This window comes from Thermosulfuriphilus ammonigenes, assembly GCF_011207455.1.
Taxonomy (GTDB): domain Bacteria; phylum Desulfobacterota; class Thermodesulfobacteria; order Thermodesulfobacteriales; family ST65; genus Thermosulfuriphilus; species Thermosulfuriphilus ammonigenes.
In genome coordinates, this window is the sequence record NZ_CP048877.1 from 204,061 (window position 1) to 219,563 (window position 15,503).

General features: G+C 54.8%; 12 protein-coding genes. 6 read left to right on the top strand and 6 right to left on the bottom strand.

Features of this window, described 5'->3' with window-relative positions; all coding sequences use genetic code 11:
- The first annotated feature begins 197 nt into the window (after positions 1 to 197).
- The 3 genes from G4V39_RS00965 to G4V39_RS00975 are packed head-to-tail and all read left to right on the top strand — an operon-like array spanning position 198 to position 5,918.
- Complete coding sequence (locus G4V39_RS00965) at positions 198 to 3,113, top strand: GAF domain-containing protein (protein ID WP_166031151.1); 2,916 nt, start codon at positions 198 to 200, stop codon at positions 3,111 to 3,113.
- Positions 3,110 to 3,562 carry a response regulator gene (locus G4V39_RS00970; protein WP_166031152.1) on the top strand — a complete coding sequence of 151 codons (453 nt, stop codon included), beginning with the start codon at positions 3,110 to 3,112 and terminating at the stop codon, positions 3,560 to 3,562. The genes G4V39_RS00965 and G4V39_RS00970 overlap by 4 nt, the downstream gene beginning before the upstream one ends.
- Position 3,563: 1 nt before the next feature.
- The gene (locus tag G4V39_RS00975) at positions 3,564 to 5,918 is read left to right on the top strand and encodes a response regulator (protein WP_166031153.1); all 2,355 of its coding nucleotides are present in this window, start codon (positions 3,564 to 3,566) and stop codon (positions 5,916 to 5,918) included.
- Here the strand turns inward: G4V39_RS00975 and G4V39_RS00980 are convergent.
- Positions 5,850 to 6,995: a cation:proton antiporter gene (locus G4V39_RS00980; RefSeq protein ID WP_166031154.1), complete on the bottom strand. Its 1,146-nt coding sequence runs from the start codon at positions 6,993 to 6,995 to the stop codon at positions 5,850 to 5,852. The genes G4V39_RS00975 and G4V39_RS00980 overlap by 69 nt on opposite strands.
- 33 nt (positions 6,996 to 7,028) lie before the next feature.
- Complete coding sequence (locus G4V39_RS00985) at positions 7,029 to 8,441, bottom strand: NAD-binding protein (RefSeq protein ID WP_166031155.1); 1,413 nt, start codon at positions 8,439 to 8,441, stop codon at positions 7,029 to 7,031.
- A 79-nt stretch (positions 8,442 to 8,520) separates the two neighbouring features.
- Here G4V39_RS00985 and G4V39_RS00990 point away from each other — a divergent pair, with 79 nt between their 5' ends.
- Complete coding sequence (locus G4V39_RS00990) at positions 8,521 to 9,153, top strand: MarC family protein (protein WP_166031156.1); 633 nt, start codon at positions 8,521 to 8,523, stop codon at positions 9,151 to 9,153.
- Here G4V39_RS00990 and G4V39_RS00995 read toward each other — a convergent pair.
- From G4V39_RS00995 to G4V39_RS01010, 4 genes are read right to left on the bottom strand one after another with little or no spacing between them, the layout of a single operon-like run.
- A complete protein-coding gene (locus tag G4V39_RS00995; protein WP_166031157.1) occupies positions 9,150 to 10,061 on the bottom strand; it encodes a biotin--[acetyl-CoA-carboxylase] ligase in 912 nt (303 codons plus the stop codon). The genes G4V39_RS00990 and G4V39_RS00995 overlap by 4 nt on opposite strands.
- Positions 10,021 to 10,659, bottom strand: coding sequence for a biotin/lipoyl attachment domain-containing protein (locus G4V39_RS01000; RefSeq protein WP_166031158.1), 639 nt, complete (start codon positions 10,657 to 10,659; stop codon positions 10,021 to 10,023). The genes G4V39_RS00995 and G4V39_RS01000 overlap by 41 nt, the downstream gene beginning before the upstream one ends.
- A 2-nt stretch (positions 10,660 to 10,661) precedes the next feature.
- On the bottom strand, positions 10,662 to 12,899 hold the full coding sequence (locus G4V39_RS01005) for a carboxyl transferase domain-containing protein (RefSeq protein ID WP_166031159.1): 2,238 nt from the start codon (positions 12,897 to 12,899) through the stop codon (positions 10,662 to 10,664).
- A complete protein-coding gene (locus tag G4V39_RS01010; RefSeq protein ID WP_166031160.1) occupies positions 12,896 to 14,305 on the bottom strand; it encodes an ATP-binding protein in 1,410 nt (469 codons plus the stop codon). The genes G4V39_RS01005 and G4V39_RS01010 overlap by 4 nt, the downstream gene beginning before the upstream one ends.
- 133 nt (positions 14,306 to 14,438) lie before the next feature.
- On the opposite strand from G4V39_RS01010, the gene G4V39_RS01015 reads away from it, so the two are divergent.
- Both G4V39_RS01015 and speD read left to right on the top strand, forming a co-directional pair.
- Positions 14,439 to 14,975: a helix-turn-helix domain-containing protein gene (locus G4V39_RS01015; protein ID WP_166033029.1), complete on the top strand. Its 537-nt coding sequence runs from the start codon at positions 14,439 to 14,441 to the stop codon at positions 14,973 to 14,975.
- Between the two features lie 73 nt (positions 14,976 to 15,048).
- Entirely contained in the window at positions 15,049 to 15,486 is a 438-nt protein-coding gene (gene speD, locus G4V39_RS01020; protein ID WP_166031161.1) for an adenosylmethionine decarboxylase, read from the top strand.
- The last annotated feature ends 17 nt before the right edge of the window (positions 15,487 to 15,503 follow it).

The following is a 15,503-nucleotide window of genomic DNA, read 5'->3' on the forward strand; positions in this document are numbered from 1 at the left end:
TTTTCGGCCAAGGTCTTAATTTTGCTCTGATATTAGAAAGCGGTCGTCTTTTCGTGGATCCTAAAGGACTAACCTCCATGAAAATCGGTATTCTCTTTAAAAGGCCGACCCGGCTCGAAGGAATTCTCACGGAGATCTCAAGCTTGGGTCTAAGTCCTCTTTTTTTAGACCCAGGCTCCATCCCAGCCGGGCTTGATTTGCTTTTCGTAGATGATGACCACCTCCCTCTGGTGGAATCCTTCTTTAAGGAGAGGAGGGCTAAGCTTCCCCTAGTGGCCCTCTTTAGCGACCAGCAGAGGAAGAGCCCCCCTTCTGGGCTTATCTCAGAGATTTTCTTCCTCAATGAGGACTCAGAGAAACTGATCTATCGTCTAAGACGCTTTCTTCATTTGGCCCGCTGGATAACAAGACTTCAAGAAACCCAGCAGATGTTTGCCGCCCTTACCGACCAATCCTTGGTGGGGATATACCTTTTTGATGGCCAGCGTTATCTCTATGTCAATCGGGCCATGAGTACCATTACCGGGTACCCCGAAGAGGAGATCCTTGGCCACTTAAGGCCCCTTGATCTCGTCCACCCTGATGATCGGCCTCTGGTGGAAAAGATGATCCGGGCCCGACTGGAGGGCAAAATGGAGGCTGTCCGCTACACTGTTCGGGGGCTCCGCAAAGATGGCCAGGTGGTCTATGTGGAGGTCTTCAGCCGCCGAATAGACTACTCCGGCCGGCCGGCCATCCTTGGGGCCTTAGTGGACGTGACCGAAAAGGTCCAGATCCAGCACAGGCTCCAGAGAAGCAACCGGGCCTTAAGGGTCCTTAATCTCTGCAACCAAGCCGTTATCAAGGCCCGAGAAGAGAGTTGGCTCCTCAAGGAGGTCTGTCGTCTCCTGGTGGAGGAGGGCGGATACCGTCTGGCCTGGGTAGGTTACAAGCAGGATGATCCCAACAAGACTGTTCAGCCCGTAGCTCAGGCCGGCTATGAGGAAGGCTACCTGGAATCAGTGTGGATCTCCTGGGGGGAAAACCCTTACGGCCGGGGGCCTACTGGAGAGGCCATCCGCCAGGGCCGACCGGTAGTAAATCAGGATATTCTCTCCAACCCTCTTTATACGCCCTGGAGAAAAGAGGCCCAAAAGCGGGGATACGCCTCCTCGGTGGCCCTGCCTCTGGTAGGAAACGGTCAGATCTTGGGGGCCCTGAACGTCTATGCCGCCGACCCCCAGGCCTTTGATGAAGAAGAAGTTCACCTCCTTGAAAGTTTAGCTCGAAATCTGGCCCACGGAATCCTGTCTCTCAGGGCCCGGGCTGAGCAGAAAAGGGCCCGCCGGATTTTAGAGATCCAAACTCGACAGCAGAAGGCCGTGGCCGCCCTTGGTCAACTGGCCTTAAGGATCAGGGACCTTGACACCCTTTTTCTGGAAGCCCTCAAGACCCTGCTGGAGATCATCGAGGTGGATTACGCCAAGGTTCTTGAACTTCTGCCCGACGGCCAGGAACTTCTCCTTCGCTGTGGCCTTGGCTGGAAAGATGGCCTGGTGGGCCGGGCCCGGGTGCCAGCGGATATCGGTTCCCAGGCCGGCTATACCCTGATCTCTAAGGGCCCGGTAGTGGTTGAGGATTTTAAGCAGGAGAGACGCTTTAAGCCCCCTCAGCTCCTCATAGACCATAAGGTCCGAAGCGGCATAAGCGTCATCATTGGCCCTGTGGACAAACCCTACGGTGTCCTCGGAGTCCATTGCCGCCGCCCCAAGTCTTTCAGCCCCGATGATGTAAGCTTCTTTCAGGCCATAGCCAATATCCTGGCCGAGGCCATCGAGCGAGAAGGGGCCCGAGGGGCCCTTGAGGCCCACGCCCAGAGACTGGAGGTCCTCCACCAGATAGAAAGGTTGATCCTGGAGGCCCGTTCTCTGGAAGATATCGCTCAGGTAGCCCTTCCAAGGGTCTGCCAACTAACTTCAGCCCAGAAGGGGGCCCTCTTTCATCTGCCCCGAGAAGGGACAATCCGGGGCCTGACTATTCACACCTGCGGCAAACCCGAACCAGACAGGGACTGGATGGCTTCTCTCCCCCTGGCAGAAGAAGACCTAAAGTCCCTGACTCGGTTTAAGATGGTCAACGACCTTAAAGACCACAACCCCCTTTCTGCTTTTGAAGCAAGGCTTAGGGACGAAGGGGTTCGTTCCTATGTCAACATTCCCCTCTATGTAGCCGAAAGGCCCATCGGTCTGCTTCATCTGAGTTCAGAGAAACCGGGATTTTTGGCCTCTGAGAGCCTAGAGATCGCCCGGGAGGTGGCTGATATTTTGGCCATCGCCTTTCAGCAGGCCGAGCTCAACGAACAGATCCGTCGCCACGCTAAGGAGCTGGAGCAAAAGGTGGCCGAAAGAACGAAAAGCCTACGAGAGACGGCCCAAAGGCTCCGGGAGGCCAACAAGGAGCTTGAGGCCTTTGCTTACTCCGTCTCTCACGACCTTCGGGCTCCTCTGAGGGCCATGGAGGGCTTTGCCCAGGCCCTCCTTGAAGACTACGGTCATCTGCTTGACTCTACCGGCCAGGATTACGCCCGCCGGATTGTGGCCGCGGCCGAGACCATGGACAACCTCATCCAGGATCTTTTGGATTACAGCCGTCTTCTTCGTCAGGAGATAAGGCCCCGGAAGGTTAATCTTGACGACGTCATCGATCAGGTTCTGGCCCAGCTGGCCGGAGAAATCGAGACCTCTAAAGCCAAGGTCGAGGTCAGACGCCCTCTGGGGCTAGTCCTGGGACAACCGTCAGTGCTCGTTCAGATATTTAGCAACCTTCTGAGCAACGCCCTGAAATTTGTCCCCCCGGAAGTGCCGCCGGAGGTCACTATCCGCACCGAAGACTTAGGAGAAAGACTTAAAATCTGGGTGGAGGACAACGGCATCGGAATCGCCCCTGAGTATCAGGAGCAGATATTCCGTATCTTTGAACGCCTCCACGGAGTGGAGAGCTATCCGGGCACTGGAATTGGCCTGGCCATCGTTAAAAAGGGGGTGGATCGCCTCGGTGGCCGAACCGGGGTGGTCTCCTGGCCCGGGAAGGGAAGTAAGTTTTGGATCGAGTTAAAGAAAGGAGAGTCTCGATGATTCCTTCTTCCCTCATTCTCCTGGTAGAAGATGATCCCAATGACGTCATCCTCATCAAAAGGGCCTTTGATCGGGCTAGAATCGCCAATCCTATTCAGGTGGCCCAGGACGGAGAAGAGGCTATAGCCTATCTTGCCGGATCTGAACCCTACCACGATCGAAGTCTCTACCCCCTGCCTATGCTCGTTCTCCTGGATCTCAAGATGCCCCGTAAGTCGGGCTTTGATGTCCTGGCCTGGATCCGGGCCCAGGAAGTACTCCGCAGGCTTCCGGTAGTGGTCTTGACCTCTTCTAAAGATACCCCTGATATCAACCGAGCTTATGATTTAGGGGCCAATTCATATTTGGTAAAACCGGTGGCCTTTGAGGCCCTGATCGAGATGGTCAAGACCTTAGGGCTTTACTGGCTGATACTTAATCAGAAACCCACCTTAACTCCCCCTGAGTAGCATGGAAAAGATTAAGAAACTGAGAATACTTCTCCTAGACGACAGCCCAGATGATCGCCTGCTGGCCAAAAGGGCCCTAACCAAGGCCTTTGAAGAGGTCCAATTCTTGGAGCCCATAGACGAAGGCCAGCTAGCCAAGATCATGGACGAAGGTGGTTTTGACCTTGTCATCACCGATTACCAACTTCGCTGGACCAACGGGATTAAGGTCCTTAAAACGGTGAAGGAACGTTATCCTCTCGTGCCGGTGATCATGTTTACGGCCACCGGGAGTGAGGAGATTGCCGTCTCGGCCATGAAGGCCGGCCTGGACGATTACATACTGAAATCGTCCCGACAGTTTGTTCGTCTGCCAGCCGCTGTCCAGTCGGCCTTGGTCCGGGCCAAAGAAGTCCGGCGCCGCTGGAAGACCGAAGAGGAGCTCCTTAAGGCCCGGAGGGAGTGGGAGGCCATCTTTCAGGCTATCGGCCAGCCGGCGGTGGTCATTGACCCCAACTTCAACATTCTGGTGGCCAATCGGGCCGCTATCGAAAAGGCCGGCGGCCCGGAGAAGATCATCGGACATCACTGCTACCAAGTCTTCTACGGTAGCCAGGCTCCCCGGCCCGGATGCCCGGTGCACAGGCTTCTTTCCTCAGGCACAGCCGAGACCGTCACCGCCGAGATGAAGGTCGGCGATCGCTTCTATATTATCTCCTGCACCCCCCTTTTTGATGAAAAAGGCCAGATCAGCAAAATAATCCACATTGCTACCGACATCACCACCCAGAAAAGAACAGAACAGGCCTTAAAGGAGGCCGAAGAACGCTACAGCGACTTACTGGAGCGAGCCACCGATCTCATCATCAGCCTAAGCCCTGAGGGGCGTTTTATCTATGTCAACCGGGCCGGCCGGGAGGCCCTTGAGTATTCCCAGCAAGAGCTTAAGGGGCTCTCCATCCTTGAGGTCATCCATCCGGAGGCCAGGCTTCTCTTTAAAAGCGTCTTAAGGCGCCTTCTTAAGGGAGAGGCCGTGGATCAACTCTCCCTGCCGGTGATCAGCAAATCTGGACGCTCGCTAGAGCTTCTTGGCAACCTCAATGTCAAGATGGGCCCCAAAGGTCCAGAATATATCCGGGGTATCTTCCGAGACATCACCCGAGAAAAGGAGATGGAGGAAGAACGCAAACGTCTTCAGGCCCAGCTCCTCCAGGCCCAAAAAATGGAAGCCATCGGGACCCTGGCCGGTGGTATTGCCCACGACTTCAATAACCTCCTTATGGCCATTCAGGGATACAATGAATTGGCCTTAATGAAAACAGACCCCAATTCACCCGTTTATCGTCATCTCCAGCAGATGAGAGAGGCCTGTCATCGGGCAGCCAGCCTCATCAAGCAACTTTTGCTTTTTACCAAAAAGCAGTCCCTGGAGTTCAGGCCCCTTAACCTGAATCGCATCATCCACGAACTCTCCCAGATATTTCGGCGTCTGATTGGAGAAAACATCAAGGTGGATCTTCAGCTGGAGGCCGAGCTGTGGCCCATTAGGGGGGATACGGCCTCCCTGGAGCAGGTCATTATGAACCTGGTGGTCAATGCCCGAGATGCCATGCCCCACGGAGGGGTTCTCACCATCAAGACAGAAAACCTCCTTCTTACCCCCGGCAGCCCTCGACTGCATCCCGAGGCCCGGCAGGGAAGATGTGTCCGGCTGGTAATCGAAGATACCGGTATCGGCATGGATCGAGAGGTCCTCGAACATATCTTTGAACCTTTTTTCACCACCAAGGAGGAAGGCCGGGGGACTGGTCTGGGGCTTTCGGTAGTCTATGGAATTGTCAAACAACATGGGGGCTGGCTCAATGTCAACAGCAAACCGGGCGAGGGTTCAAGTTTTGAGATTTATCTTCCGGCAACCAGGGCTTCAGCCAGAGTTGAGGCCGAAGACGAGGGGGCTCTTCCGGATTTAAGGGCTCAAGGGGAGGGAGTCCTTCTGGTGGAAGACGAAGATATGGTTCGGGAGATGGCTGCCGACTTCTTGAGAGAACGGGGGTTCACGGTCTTTACGGCCTCTTTGGTTAAGGAGGCCTGGGATATCTTTCAGCGTCATGGAAAAGATATCCACTTACTTTTTACCGATGTGGTTCTGCCAGATGGAACAGGTCTTGATCTGGCCGAGTCTCTCCTGGCCATCAAATCCGATCTTAAAGTGCTGGTAACCACTGGCTATACCGAACAGGAAGTCCCCAAGGTCAAGGGAGATCAGAGAATCCGTTTTCTCCAAAAGCCCTATCCCTTGAGGACCTTGCTAATGGCCCTTAACGAGCTCCTGCAACCGGCCTCTGTTCAGCAATCTGCGGAAGAGGGCAGGGGATAAGAAAGACGAAACCAGGGCCAAAAGCACCAGGGCGTCTCTGGTCTCGCCTGGGATAAGGCCTTCTTTAACCCCGATGGTTGCAGCCGCAATTAGAAGACTCAGACGGGCCGAGAGCAAAACTCCAGCGGCCGCTACCTCCCTGAGACCAAAGCCCTTTAGCCTTAAGAGCTGGGCGGGGATAAGCTTGACCAGGAAAGAAATGAACCACAGCCCGACAAAGGCCAAAAGGGCCTCTCGGTGGAGAAGGCCCTTAAGGTCCACCTCGGCCCCTATATGGATGAAAAAGAAGGGCGTCAGAAAGCCATAGGCCAGGGCCGAGATTTTTTCCTCCAAAAGTCGCCTTTCCCTGAAGATGAGGCTCAGAACGGTCCCGCCAAGAAAGGCTCCCAGCACCGGTTCAAGCCCTACCAGCTGCGAGAGTCCCACCAGAACAAAGAGCACGGCCAGACAGAAGCGGACCCCAAGCTCGCTGGCCTCAGTCCGGCCGAGGAGAAGGGCCGCCTTATCTGGATTCCACCATACCCATTGCTTGATACTCCAGAGCATCAGTCCAAAGAAACCGAAAACGGCCAGGGGAGCCAGAAGCCTTAAGGTAGCCCCATAACGGACTACCAGAATATAGAGGGTAATGGAGAAAAAGGTTAAAAAATCTCCCAGGGTGGCCGAGACAAGAATACTCTGCCCCAGAGGGCTCCGGACAATCCCCCTGTCTTTAAGGCAGGAGAGAACCACCGCCAGAGAGGAGGTAGCCAGGGAAAGCCCCAAGAAAAGGCTCCAGCCGAAGATAATTGCGGCGGCCAGGGCCAAAGAAAGAGTGACCCCAAAAACAGATAGGTAGAGAAGAATTCCGCGGGCCGACTCCCGCTTGAGGGCCCAAAAATCCACCTCGGCTCCGGCCAAAAACATAAGCATCAGAAAGCCCAGTTCTGCCAAAAAGGGCAACCAGTGCCCTCCTATCTCCAGGCCAAGGAGGCCGCCGCCAATAAGGAGCCCAAAGAGAATCTCCAAGACAGCCGAGGGTATTTTAAGGCGCTGAGCTATGCCGGGCAGAATGGCCACGGCCGTAGTGATGATCATCAAGGAAAGATGAGTTGACAATCCGTCCATCACCTAAGAGGTAACCACCACGGTTGTGATCGGAGATCGGCGAACAATGGCCTCACCGATGTGGGGCCTCAAAAACGGAACCTCCCTGGTGCTGCTTCCCAGCACCAGGAGATCAAAGTCCCGGGCCAGACGGACCACCTCTTTTACCGGATTTCCCTCAAGAAGGATGACATCTATGGCGAACTGAAGGATCCTGGCCGTCTCCTGGGCCCTATCCAGGGCCTCTTTGGCCCAACGGCGGGATTCCGGTCCGGCGATAAAGGTTGGTTCAGCTACGGTAACCACCGAAACTTCGGCCTTGAGCTGGCAGGCAAGATCAATGGCTAACTCCAGGGCCAAAGAGGCCCTGGAGGTTGCGTTATAGGGGATTAGAATCCGGTGATAGGGATGGCTCTGGCGACAGACCCAAAGAGGACAGGCAAGCTGATGGGCTAAAGGAATAATGGCCCAGGGGCCAAGGATACGACTCCAGAGTCCCTTGGCTGGGGGCCAGAGGAGGACCGAACCAATGCTTTGTCGGACACTTAACCGGGCCAGCTCCTCGACCAGGTCGCCCTCTAAGGTGAGGACCTCATATTCCGTGGCCCCCAGCAAGTTTCGAATCTCAAGATCAAACTCTCTTTGGGTCTCTTTAAGCATAAGAAGGGCCACGACCTGGGCCCGGGTATTTTTCAGGAGATAGGTGGCCTCTTTGAGCAGAGAAAGTTCTCCCTTACCCCTTAAGACTACCAAGAGCTTCTGGCCATAGAGGAGAGGAAAGGCCGGCTCCCGGTGAGAGAAAAGCTGGGCAATGGCTCGATAAAGATCGGAGTGTCCGATAAAGACCGCCCGATCACCGGCCTCAATAACCGTATCTCCATGAGGAATTATGAGTTCGCCGCCCCGGTAAATGGCCGCCACAAGCCAGTTTCTGGCCGAAAGCTCCCGCACTCTCCGCCCCACCACCGGGGCTGTGGGAGGCACCTTGATCTCTAAGACCTCACCCTTTCCTTGACCAACAGTAGTCACCAAAAGATTGGGGCTTTCCAGGTAGAGTTGAATTTCCCGGGCGGCCAGATAGCTCCAGCAAACCACCCTTACCCCCAAGTCCTCGAAGGCGGGGAGGTTGGAACTGTCATTAACCATAGCCACAATATTTTCCGGACCCCTCTCCCTGGCCTGACGACAGACTTCCAGATTGACATCATCTCTGTTGGTAGCCGCCACCACAAAATGACTCTCCGTAAGGCCAGCCTCCCGGAGGACCAGAGAGCTGGAGGCATCTCCCAGTACGGTTTTCACCACCTGGGGGAAATCTTTCTCTAGATGAAGAAGTCTGTCCGGGGTAATATCCACCAGGGTGACCTGCCAGGTCTCCCCCAGGCGCCTTAAGATCTCTCTGGTTACTTTACCGGCCCCGGCAATTAGAACCTTCATCACCGCTCCCGTTTTTGAAAACAAATTAATCATTGACCGGGGTTCAGGAGCCTTAATGTCCTTAATAAGGAGGTAGCCCATGGTGGGTTTTGTCCTTCAGGTGCTGATGGCCTTTCTGGCCATCATGAATCCCATAGGCAACACGCCTATCTTTCTCGGTCTGGTAGAGGGGCTGGAGGAGAAGGCTCAGCGGGAAGTGGCTCGTCGGGCAGTCACCGTGGCTTTTTTTATTGTGGTCCTCTTCGCCTTGGCCGGAAATGTTATCTTCCGTCTATTTGGCATCACTCTGGCCGCCTTCCGGATTGCCGGGGGCATTCTGGTTTTTCTCATCGCCTATCACCTTTTGCGGGGCAAAAGATCCCGCCAGCATCATCCCGCGGCTGAGGAAAGACCGGAAGACAGCAGTGAAGATGTAGCCATCACCCCTCTGGGCACCCCGATTCTGGCCGGACCTGGCACCATTACTACCGCCATGTCTTACGTGGGCAACCACACTGACGCTACCAAAATAGGGTTGGTAATTGCGGCCTTTTTTGTGGTCTGTCTGCTGACTTATTTGTCTTTTTTGTACGCCGAAAAGGTCCTGGAAAAACTGGGCGGTTCGCTTATCGGGGTGATGACCCGGCTGATGGGGCTCATCCTGGCCGTAATCGCCGTTCAGATGGTCATCGAGGGGCTAAAGGGAGCCTTCCCCATGCTCAACCAGCCTTAATCTATGTATCTGATCTCGCCAGAGGGAAGGGACAGGCGGGTACCGTCATCGAGTTCCAAGATGAGGGCCCCCAGGGGATCAATATCGCAGGTAACTCCCTCAAAAAGAGGGGCCTCAAGGACGTTTTCTCCATATATCACCCGACGGCCCAGACTGCTGGTCAAACGCTTGAAAGAATCTATCAAGGGAGAACAGGGGTGGTCTTCCTGTTCTAGTTGAGCCTGATATTCCCGCGCCAGCCCAATGTTCCAGGAGAGTTTGGCCAGGAGCCGGGCCAAAAGCTCCTTAAGATCCACCCTACACTGCAAAATTTCCCTGAAGCTGGTAGCCTCTGAGGCCAGCCAGGCTGGCAGGGAGTTGTTGACGTTTATACCCAGCCCCAGAATGAGATAGCTTCCTTCTTCGGTCGGGCACTCCTCGATAAGACAACCGGCCAGTTTCTTCTCTCCCACCAGACAGTCGTTCACCCAGCGAACAGTGGCCATAAGCCGGTAGTCTCGGGCCAGTTCGGTCAGGGCCACGCCGCAGGCCAGACTCACCAGACCAAAGAGTTCAGGGGCAAGATCCGGATAAAGGACTAGGGCCAGCCAGAGCCCTCCATGAGGGGCTACCCAGGCCCGACGGAAACGCCCCCGGGCTCGGGTAAGAGAGCCGGCCCAGAAGACCACTCCTGAGGGAAAGGCCTCTCCGGCTTCGGCCGCCTCCCGCACTGCCTGGCGAGCCAGATCCATAGCCCGGGGAACCTCCTCCCAGTAAAGGATCTTACGCCCAATTTCCTGGCCCCGGGCCATGATTCTGGAAGCCGCTGCCCCAAACTGTCTCTGACGCCGGTAGAGCTCTTGATCCCGGACCTGCCGGAGAAGCTCTTTAACCCCACTCAGATCGGATGCGGCTGATAATCTTGTCAATGTAGGGCAACTGATCCTCAGGGGCGATACCCAGAAGGGGTTCACCCTGTTCGACGATCTGGTTGATGGTGAAATAAACTTTAAAGATAACCCCCGGCTCCCCCTGATAGACGATGGGGGTCTCCCGCTTCATAAAAGACATAAGAAGGATCTCATCCCCCGGGGAGACATTGGCCCGTCCCTTCTCCAGGGCCTGGGCGATCTCTGAGGTGAAGTAGTATTTGGCCCTCTCCGGGGCGGTAATGATATAGAGCACCTCCTTAAGGACAAGGTCAATGACCTCCTCCCGGGAGAGGGGATGCTTGATGGAAAGGACATATTCATTGGCCTCTACAAACTGGCCTTCAAGGTCCTGACGGAGATTGGTCACCGTACCCTCTACCTGGGCCCGAATAACCTTGACGTTTCTTTCTCTCTCCAGCTCAAATAAAGGAGTGCCAGGCCGTTCACCCCAGCGGCCCGCAGGGCCAAAGACCTGCTGACCCTCGGCCACCAGAAGGCGGTTTATTCTCCCGGTATGGGGAGTCTCCACCCGATAGATCTCATAGGGACGGGCCCGATATCTCTCCAGGATGCGGTTTATTTCAAGATCTTTCATCTCTACCGATAGTAAAGGTTTTTGCCTCCCATACGAACCAGGGCATCATAGAGATTCTTACGAAACTCCCGTCTGTCCCAGATGCCCTGGATGTGTCCTCGTCTGAGGGCGTTGGTGGCACTATGATAGTCTGGAGGGACGTCCTCTCCGGTGGTCTCCCGGATGACCCTGGGGCCGGCAAAACCTATCCGGGAGCTCCGAATGGCAAACTGGTAAGGAGCGGCCCCCAGAAAACTGGCTACCGGTCCGGCATATGAGTTGTTGTCATAGACAACGATATAGAGCCCCCCGGCATCTACATACTCCCTTACAGCCATGGTACACTTGGGCATCTGAACCACCCCGATGGTCCCCTCGTGGATCCTTATGCCACCGGTGGTATGAATATAGGCCAAAAAGGGCCGGCGCATAACCCGGGCCTTATCAATAGCCCGGACAAACTTCTCCCCTTCGGCAGCTCCTACCGTACCCTGGCGAAAATCGGCGATGAGCATAGCCACAATCAGCGAAAGCCGGTTTATCTGGGCGTGGAAGGTTAACATCCCTGAGAAGCGGCCGGTGCGTTTGACACTCTGCTCAAGTTTTTTGTCAAACCCCTCATAACCCAGGGGGTTAGTGGAGGCCACGTCCTGATTAAATTCCCTAACAGACCCGGGATCAAAGAGGTTGCGGATATACCAGTCGTATTCCAGAGGAAAATGGTGCCCACAGTTGGGACAGACACCGCAGAATTCCCCATAGAGGTCTGGCACCCAAATGTCCTGGCAACCATACTTGGCGGCATTGGGGCAGGAGACCGTCCGGTCCTCCAGGGCGATGGGGGAGACGTAAAGCTCACCCCATTCTTCCCGGAGCTCTGGTTCGATGATCTTTATCTTGCTGGGGCGCCTCGATCCGGCGATGACGTCATAGACAGCCTGGATAGGCTCGGTTACTTGAGACAAAAGGGCCGTGGCCTCGCTGGAGACGTCCTCCAAGATCTTCTGGACCTGCTTCTGGTGGGTTTTAAGGATGCCGTAGCGAATTTCATAGTAGATCTGACTGGCCTTGTCCCGGAAAGATTCCATGCACTTCTTAAGTGAGGAGTCTCCCTCACGGTAGGCCCAGGTGGCCATCTGACGGTATTTTTTGGATCTTAAATCGAGAAGTCTCTCGACCTCGGTCTCCGAAAGTTCCCAGGAAATATGAACGTCAAACTCCTCTGGGGGATCGGCCTCTTCCTTTTTGCGCTCCAGGGCATAGGCCCTAAAGGCCTTGAAGCTCTTGGTCTTTAAGACCACCTCATCGGTGGCCCTAATAATCTCGTAGCGCAGGCGTTTAAAGAAACGAAAATCATCCCTCTTGGCCCCCAAGGGAGGTTCGGGAACGATACGGTCTATTGTCCCCAGCTTGAGGTTATCTTCAGCCGTCAGCTTTAGCTGACGGGCACACCATTCTAGAAGCTCAGGGGAAGCCTTCTGCCCCTCTTTGAGTTTGGCCTCAATCGCCGCCGCCCCTTCAGGGGAGATAACCGAGTAGTAGCCCCGACTGGCCATAAGCCTTAGATCTGTAAGCCCAATAGCCTCTGCCCCTCCGGAACCCCCTTCAGAGATGAAGGAAACCATGGGAACCCTGAGTTTGGCCATCGAATAAAGATTGCGGGCAATCTGCTGTGCAGCTCCCGGGTAATCCTCAATGGGGTAAGAGCCCGGGGTAAAGATATAAAAATGTATGGGAATCCCCTCGGTCTCGGCCACCTTCATGTAACGGAGGGCCTTCTCATTACCCCAGGGTTTGGCACACCCACCGTTGCGATACTCTTCTCCCTGACCCTTCTCGTGGCCAATAACCATAACCTGATGGTTATAGACCCTTCCTTTGACCACCCGGGTTATAGTCGCTCGGGCCACTACCACCGCAGGATCGATATTAATTTCGTTCTCTCCTCCCAGCTCGGTGTAGTGGTCATAGACGTTTTCCAGAATGTCCTGAAGGGTAAACCGCTGAGGATTGCGGACAATCTTGACGATCTCCCAGGGGGTGAGGTCTTCAGCAGCTTTGGTCTCAAGGAGACTTAAGTGGCTTTCCAGACGGTTGGCCTTCTCCTGGAGTTCCTCTTGAGGGAGATCATGGACCTGGGCCCTCAAGAGCTCAAACTCCTGATGGAGATAAGAAAGCTCGGCCCAATTAGGGCCCTTTATGTCTTCCAGATAAATTACCCGGTCGATGAGGCCTTTGAGCCTCTGGATAAGCTCCTTCATGAAAAGATTAAAATCTCCTCAAGACGCTCTTTAAGGTAGGTAATGTTGGTCAGAAGGGGTTGGCCATGGCTGTCTTGCCCCTCAATGGTTGTTTCGGCCAAAAAAGTCCGCCCTCTGGCCTTGGCCTCGGTGGTATCTTTCCCCCAGATCACGGCCAGGGCCAGGTTGGGATCGTACTCGGTGGGAATACGATAGGGACGATCCCGGGGAACATGGCTGTAGATTGTCAGCCAGTCGTAGTCTGGATAGGCGAACCTGGTAATCACCCCGGCCGAAGGGATAAAACCTCGTTTGGTATCTTCGGCAATAAGACGAAACTCGATGCTGGTTCCCTCAAAGGTGATATCCTCTTGAGCATAGCCCATCTTATCTCCCAGGGCCAGACGGATCTGCTCCTCCACCAGATTGGGAACCCGCCCCCCTATGCGGGAGATCTTGGCTGAGACATCGTTTTCTACCTGAATGCGGGTATTAATTTCCATCAGGTAGGCGTTTCCATCCCGGGTAACCAGCCATTCCCAGGTGCCGATGTTATCATAGCCCACGTGTTTGGCCAGCTTAAGGGAGTCAGAGATGATCTTATCCAGTACGGCCCGGGCGTCAAAGGGATAGCTGGTGTATTCCGGATCAAAACCGGGGGCAATCTCGATCCGCTTCTGTCGGCCAGTACTCTGAATAGTGCAGTTGCGACTGCCAAAATGGACGTATTCACCGTGCCGGCTGGCCAGAATCTGGACCTCCAGATGATGATAGTCCTTTAGGCAAAGCTCAATGAGGACCCCTTCGTCACCGAACTGGCGACGGGCGTAGTTGCGCACTCGCCGCCAGATGCGCCGAAACTGCTCCATGTTGTTTACTTCTTCAATTCCCATACCCCCGCCGCCGGCGGCGGCTTTAACCAGAAGGGTGGGGTTCTTGATACCTGAATCCTCCAGGCTGTAGAGTATCTCCTCGGCTGCAGCCTCGGCCTGAAGCTCATTGTAGAGCGGACCGGCTGTCCCAGGAATGGTGGGGATATTGAGCTCCCGGGCAATCATTTTGGTGTTAAGCTTATTGCCCAGATCCCGGATAACCTCCCATCGGGGGCCAATAAAGACAAGGGGACGACTCCTCTTTACAACCCGACGGGCAAAGCGGAAATCCTCGGCAAAGAAACCATAGCCCGGGTGAATGGCTGTGGCCTGGGCTTCATCAGCCACCGCCAAGATATCGTTGGGATCTCGGTAGCTTGAGACCCGATAGATGCGACGCCGGTCTCCAGAATCTTCCTGGGCCAAACGCACATGGAGGCTCTCCTCATCGCCTCGGGTGTAAACACAGACATAATCGAGCCCCAGGCGTTTGCAGGCCTCCATGATACGAATGGCTATCTCTCCCCGATTGGCAATCAGAATTCGATCCTTCATCTGGCCAGCACCAAATACCCGATTTCCACGGAGGCGTCAATTTGTTTCATTTTGCGCTTGACAAGCCCAGGGAATGCCTTTATATGAGGCGCGCGAAGTAAAACTAAACCAACAGTTTAGAGATTTTATGAGCCTGAGAATCGGTGAAAGACTGCGTAAATTGAGAATTGCCAATGCCCTTACCCAGGAGGAGCTGGCTAATCGTGCCGGGTTGACCAAGGGCTATATTTCTCAGCTTGAGCGAGATCTTACCTATCCGTCAATCCCCACGCTCAAGGAGATTCTGGATGTCCTGGGGGAGGACTTGGCCTCCTTTTTCAAAGAAGATGGTGAAGAACGGGCCGTCTTTCGCCGCAACGATCGCCTGGAGACGGCGGACTCCCACCCTGGCTGCCGGGTGGAGATACTGGTACCCCAGTCTCAAAAAAAAATGGACCCGGTCCTGGTAACCCTGGCCCCTGGAGAGCGCACCAGAGAGGATGGGTCTCACGAGGGCGAGGAGTTCGGGTTTGTCCTCAAGGGCACGGTGGCCTTGCACCTGGACCAGAAAATTACCAAACTACGCAAAGGGGATTGTTTCTATTTTCGGGCCAATCGGCGCCACTTTCTGGAAAATTGCGGTCGGGTGGTTGCCCAGATCATCTGGGTCGTCTCCCCACCGACCTTCTAATTTTGGGAGCGGCCTTTTGAGGCCGAGGCTAGCGGCCGGAGTGCCGAAGAAAAACATCTGAGGAGGGATTGCCATGGAGAAGATCGAGTACGGCTTCGGCCAGCATCTGATGCTAGATGGCTATGGTTGTGATCGGGAAAAACTGATGGACATCGATCTCATCTACGATTTTTTGAGCAACTATCCGGCCGAGATCAAGATGACCAAGATCATGCCCCCCTATGTTTTCAAGTATGCCGCACCGGTGCCTGAAGACTGGGGGATCTCCGGTTTTGTCATCATCGCTGAAAGCCACATCAGTATCCATACCTTTCCAGAAAAGCTTTACCTGAGCCTGGACATCTTTTCCTGCAAGGACTTTGATGTAGATAAGGCCATCCGGGATGTCACCAGGATCTTTGATATCAAGAAAAGTGAGGTTAAGCTCCTGGATCGAGGCCACGAATTTCCTCGCTCTATCCGCACGGTGGAACGGTTCATCAGAGCCGAGAGAAGTCAGCTCACTGTTTAAAAGGAGAGGCCCCGATA

What these genes read in the sequence shown, in the direction of transcription:
- speD (WP_166031161.1), top strand. Translation starts at nt 15,049, where the DNA reads ATGGAGAAGATCGAGTACGGCTTCGGCCAGCATCTGATGCTAGATGGC.
- G4V39_RS00970 (WP_166031152.1), top strand. Translation starts at nt 3,110, where the DNA reads ATGATTCCTTCTTCCCTCATTCTCCTGGTAGAAGATGATCCCAATGAC.
- G4V39_RS01000 (WP_166031158.1), bottom strand. Translation starts at nt 10,659, where the DNA reads ATGAAAGATCTTGAAATAAACCGCATCCTGGAGAGATATCGGGCCCGT.
- G4V39_RS00975 (WP_166031153.1), top strand. Translation starts at nt 3,564, where the DNA reads ATGGAAAAGATTAAGAAACTGAGAATACTTCTCCTAGACGACAGCCCA.
- G4V39_RS00985 (WP_166031155.1), bottom strand. Translation starts at nt 8,441, where the DNA reads ATGAAGGTTCTAATTGCCGGGGCCGGTAAAGTAACCAGAGAGATCTTA.
- G4V39_RS01010 (WP_166031160.1), bottom strand. Translation starts at nt 14,305, where the DNA reads ATGAAGGATCGAATTCTGATTGCCAATCGGGGAGAGATAGCCATTCGT.
- G4V39_RS01005 (WP_166031159.1), bottom strand. Translation starts at nt 12,899, where the DNA reads ATGAAGGAGCTTATCCAGAGGCTCAAAGGCCTCATCGACCGGGTAATT.
- G4V39_RS00980 (WP_166031154.1), bottom strand. Translation starts at nt 6,995, where the DNA reads ATGATCATCACTACGGCCGTGGCCATTCTGCCCGGCATAGCTCAGCGC.
- G4V39_RS00990 (WP_166031156.1), top strand. Translation starts at nt 8,521, where the DNA reads ATGGTGGGTTTTGTCCTTCAGGTGCTGATGGCCTTTCTGGCCATCATG.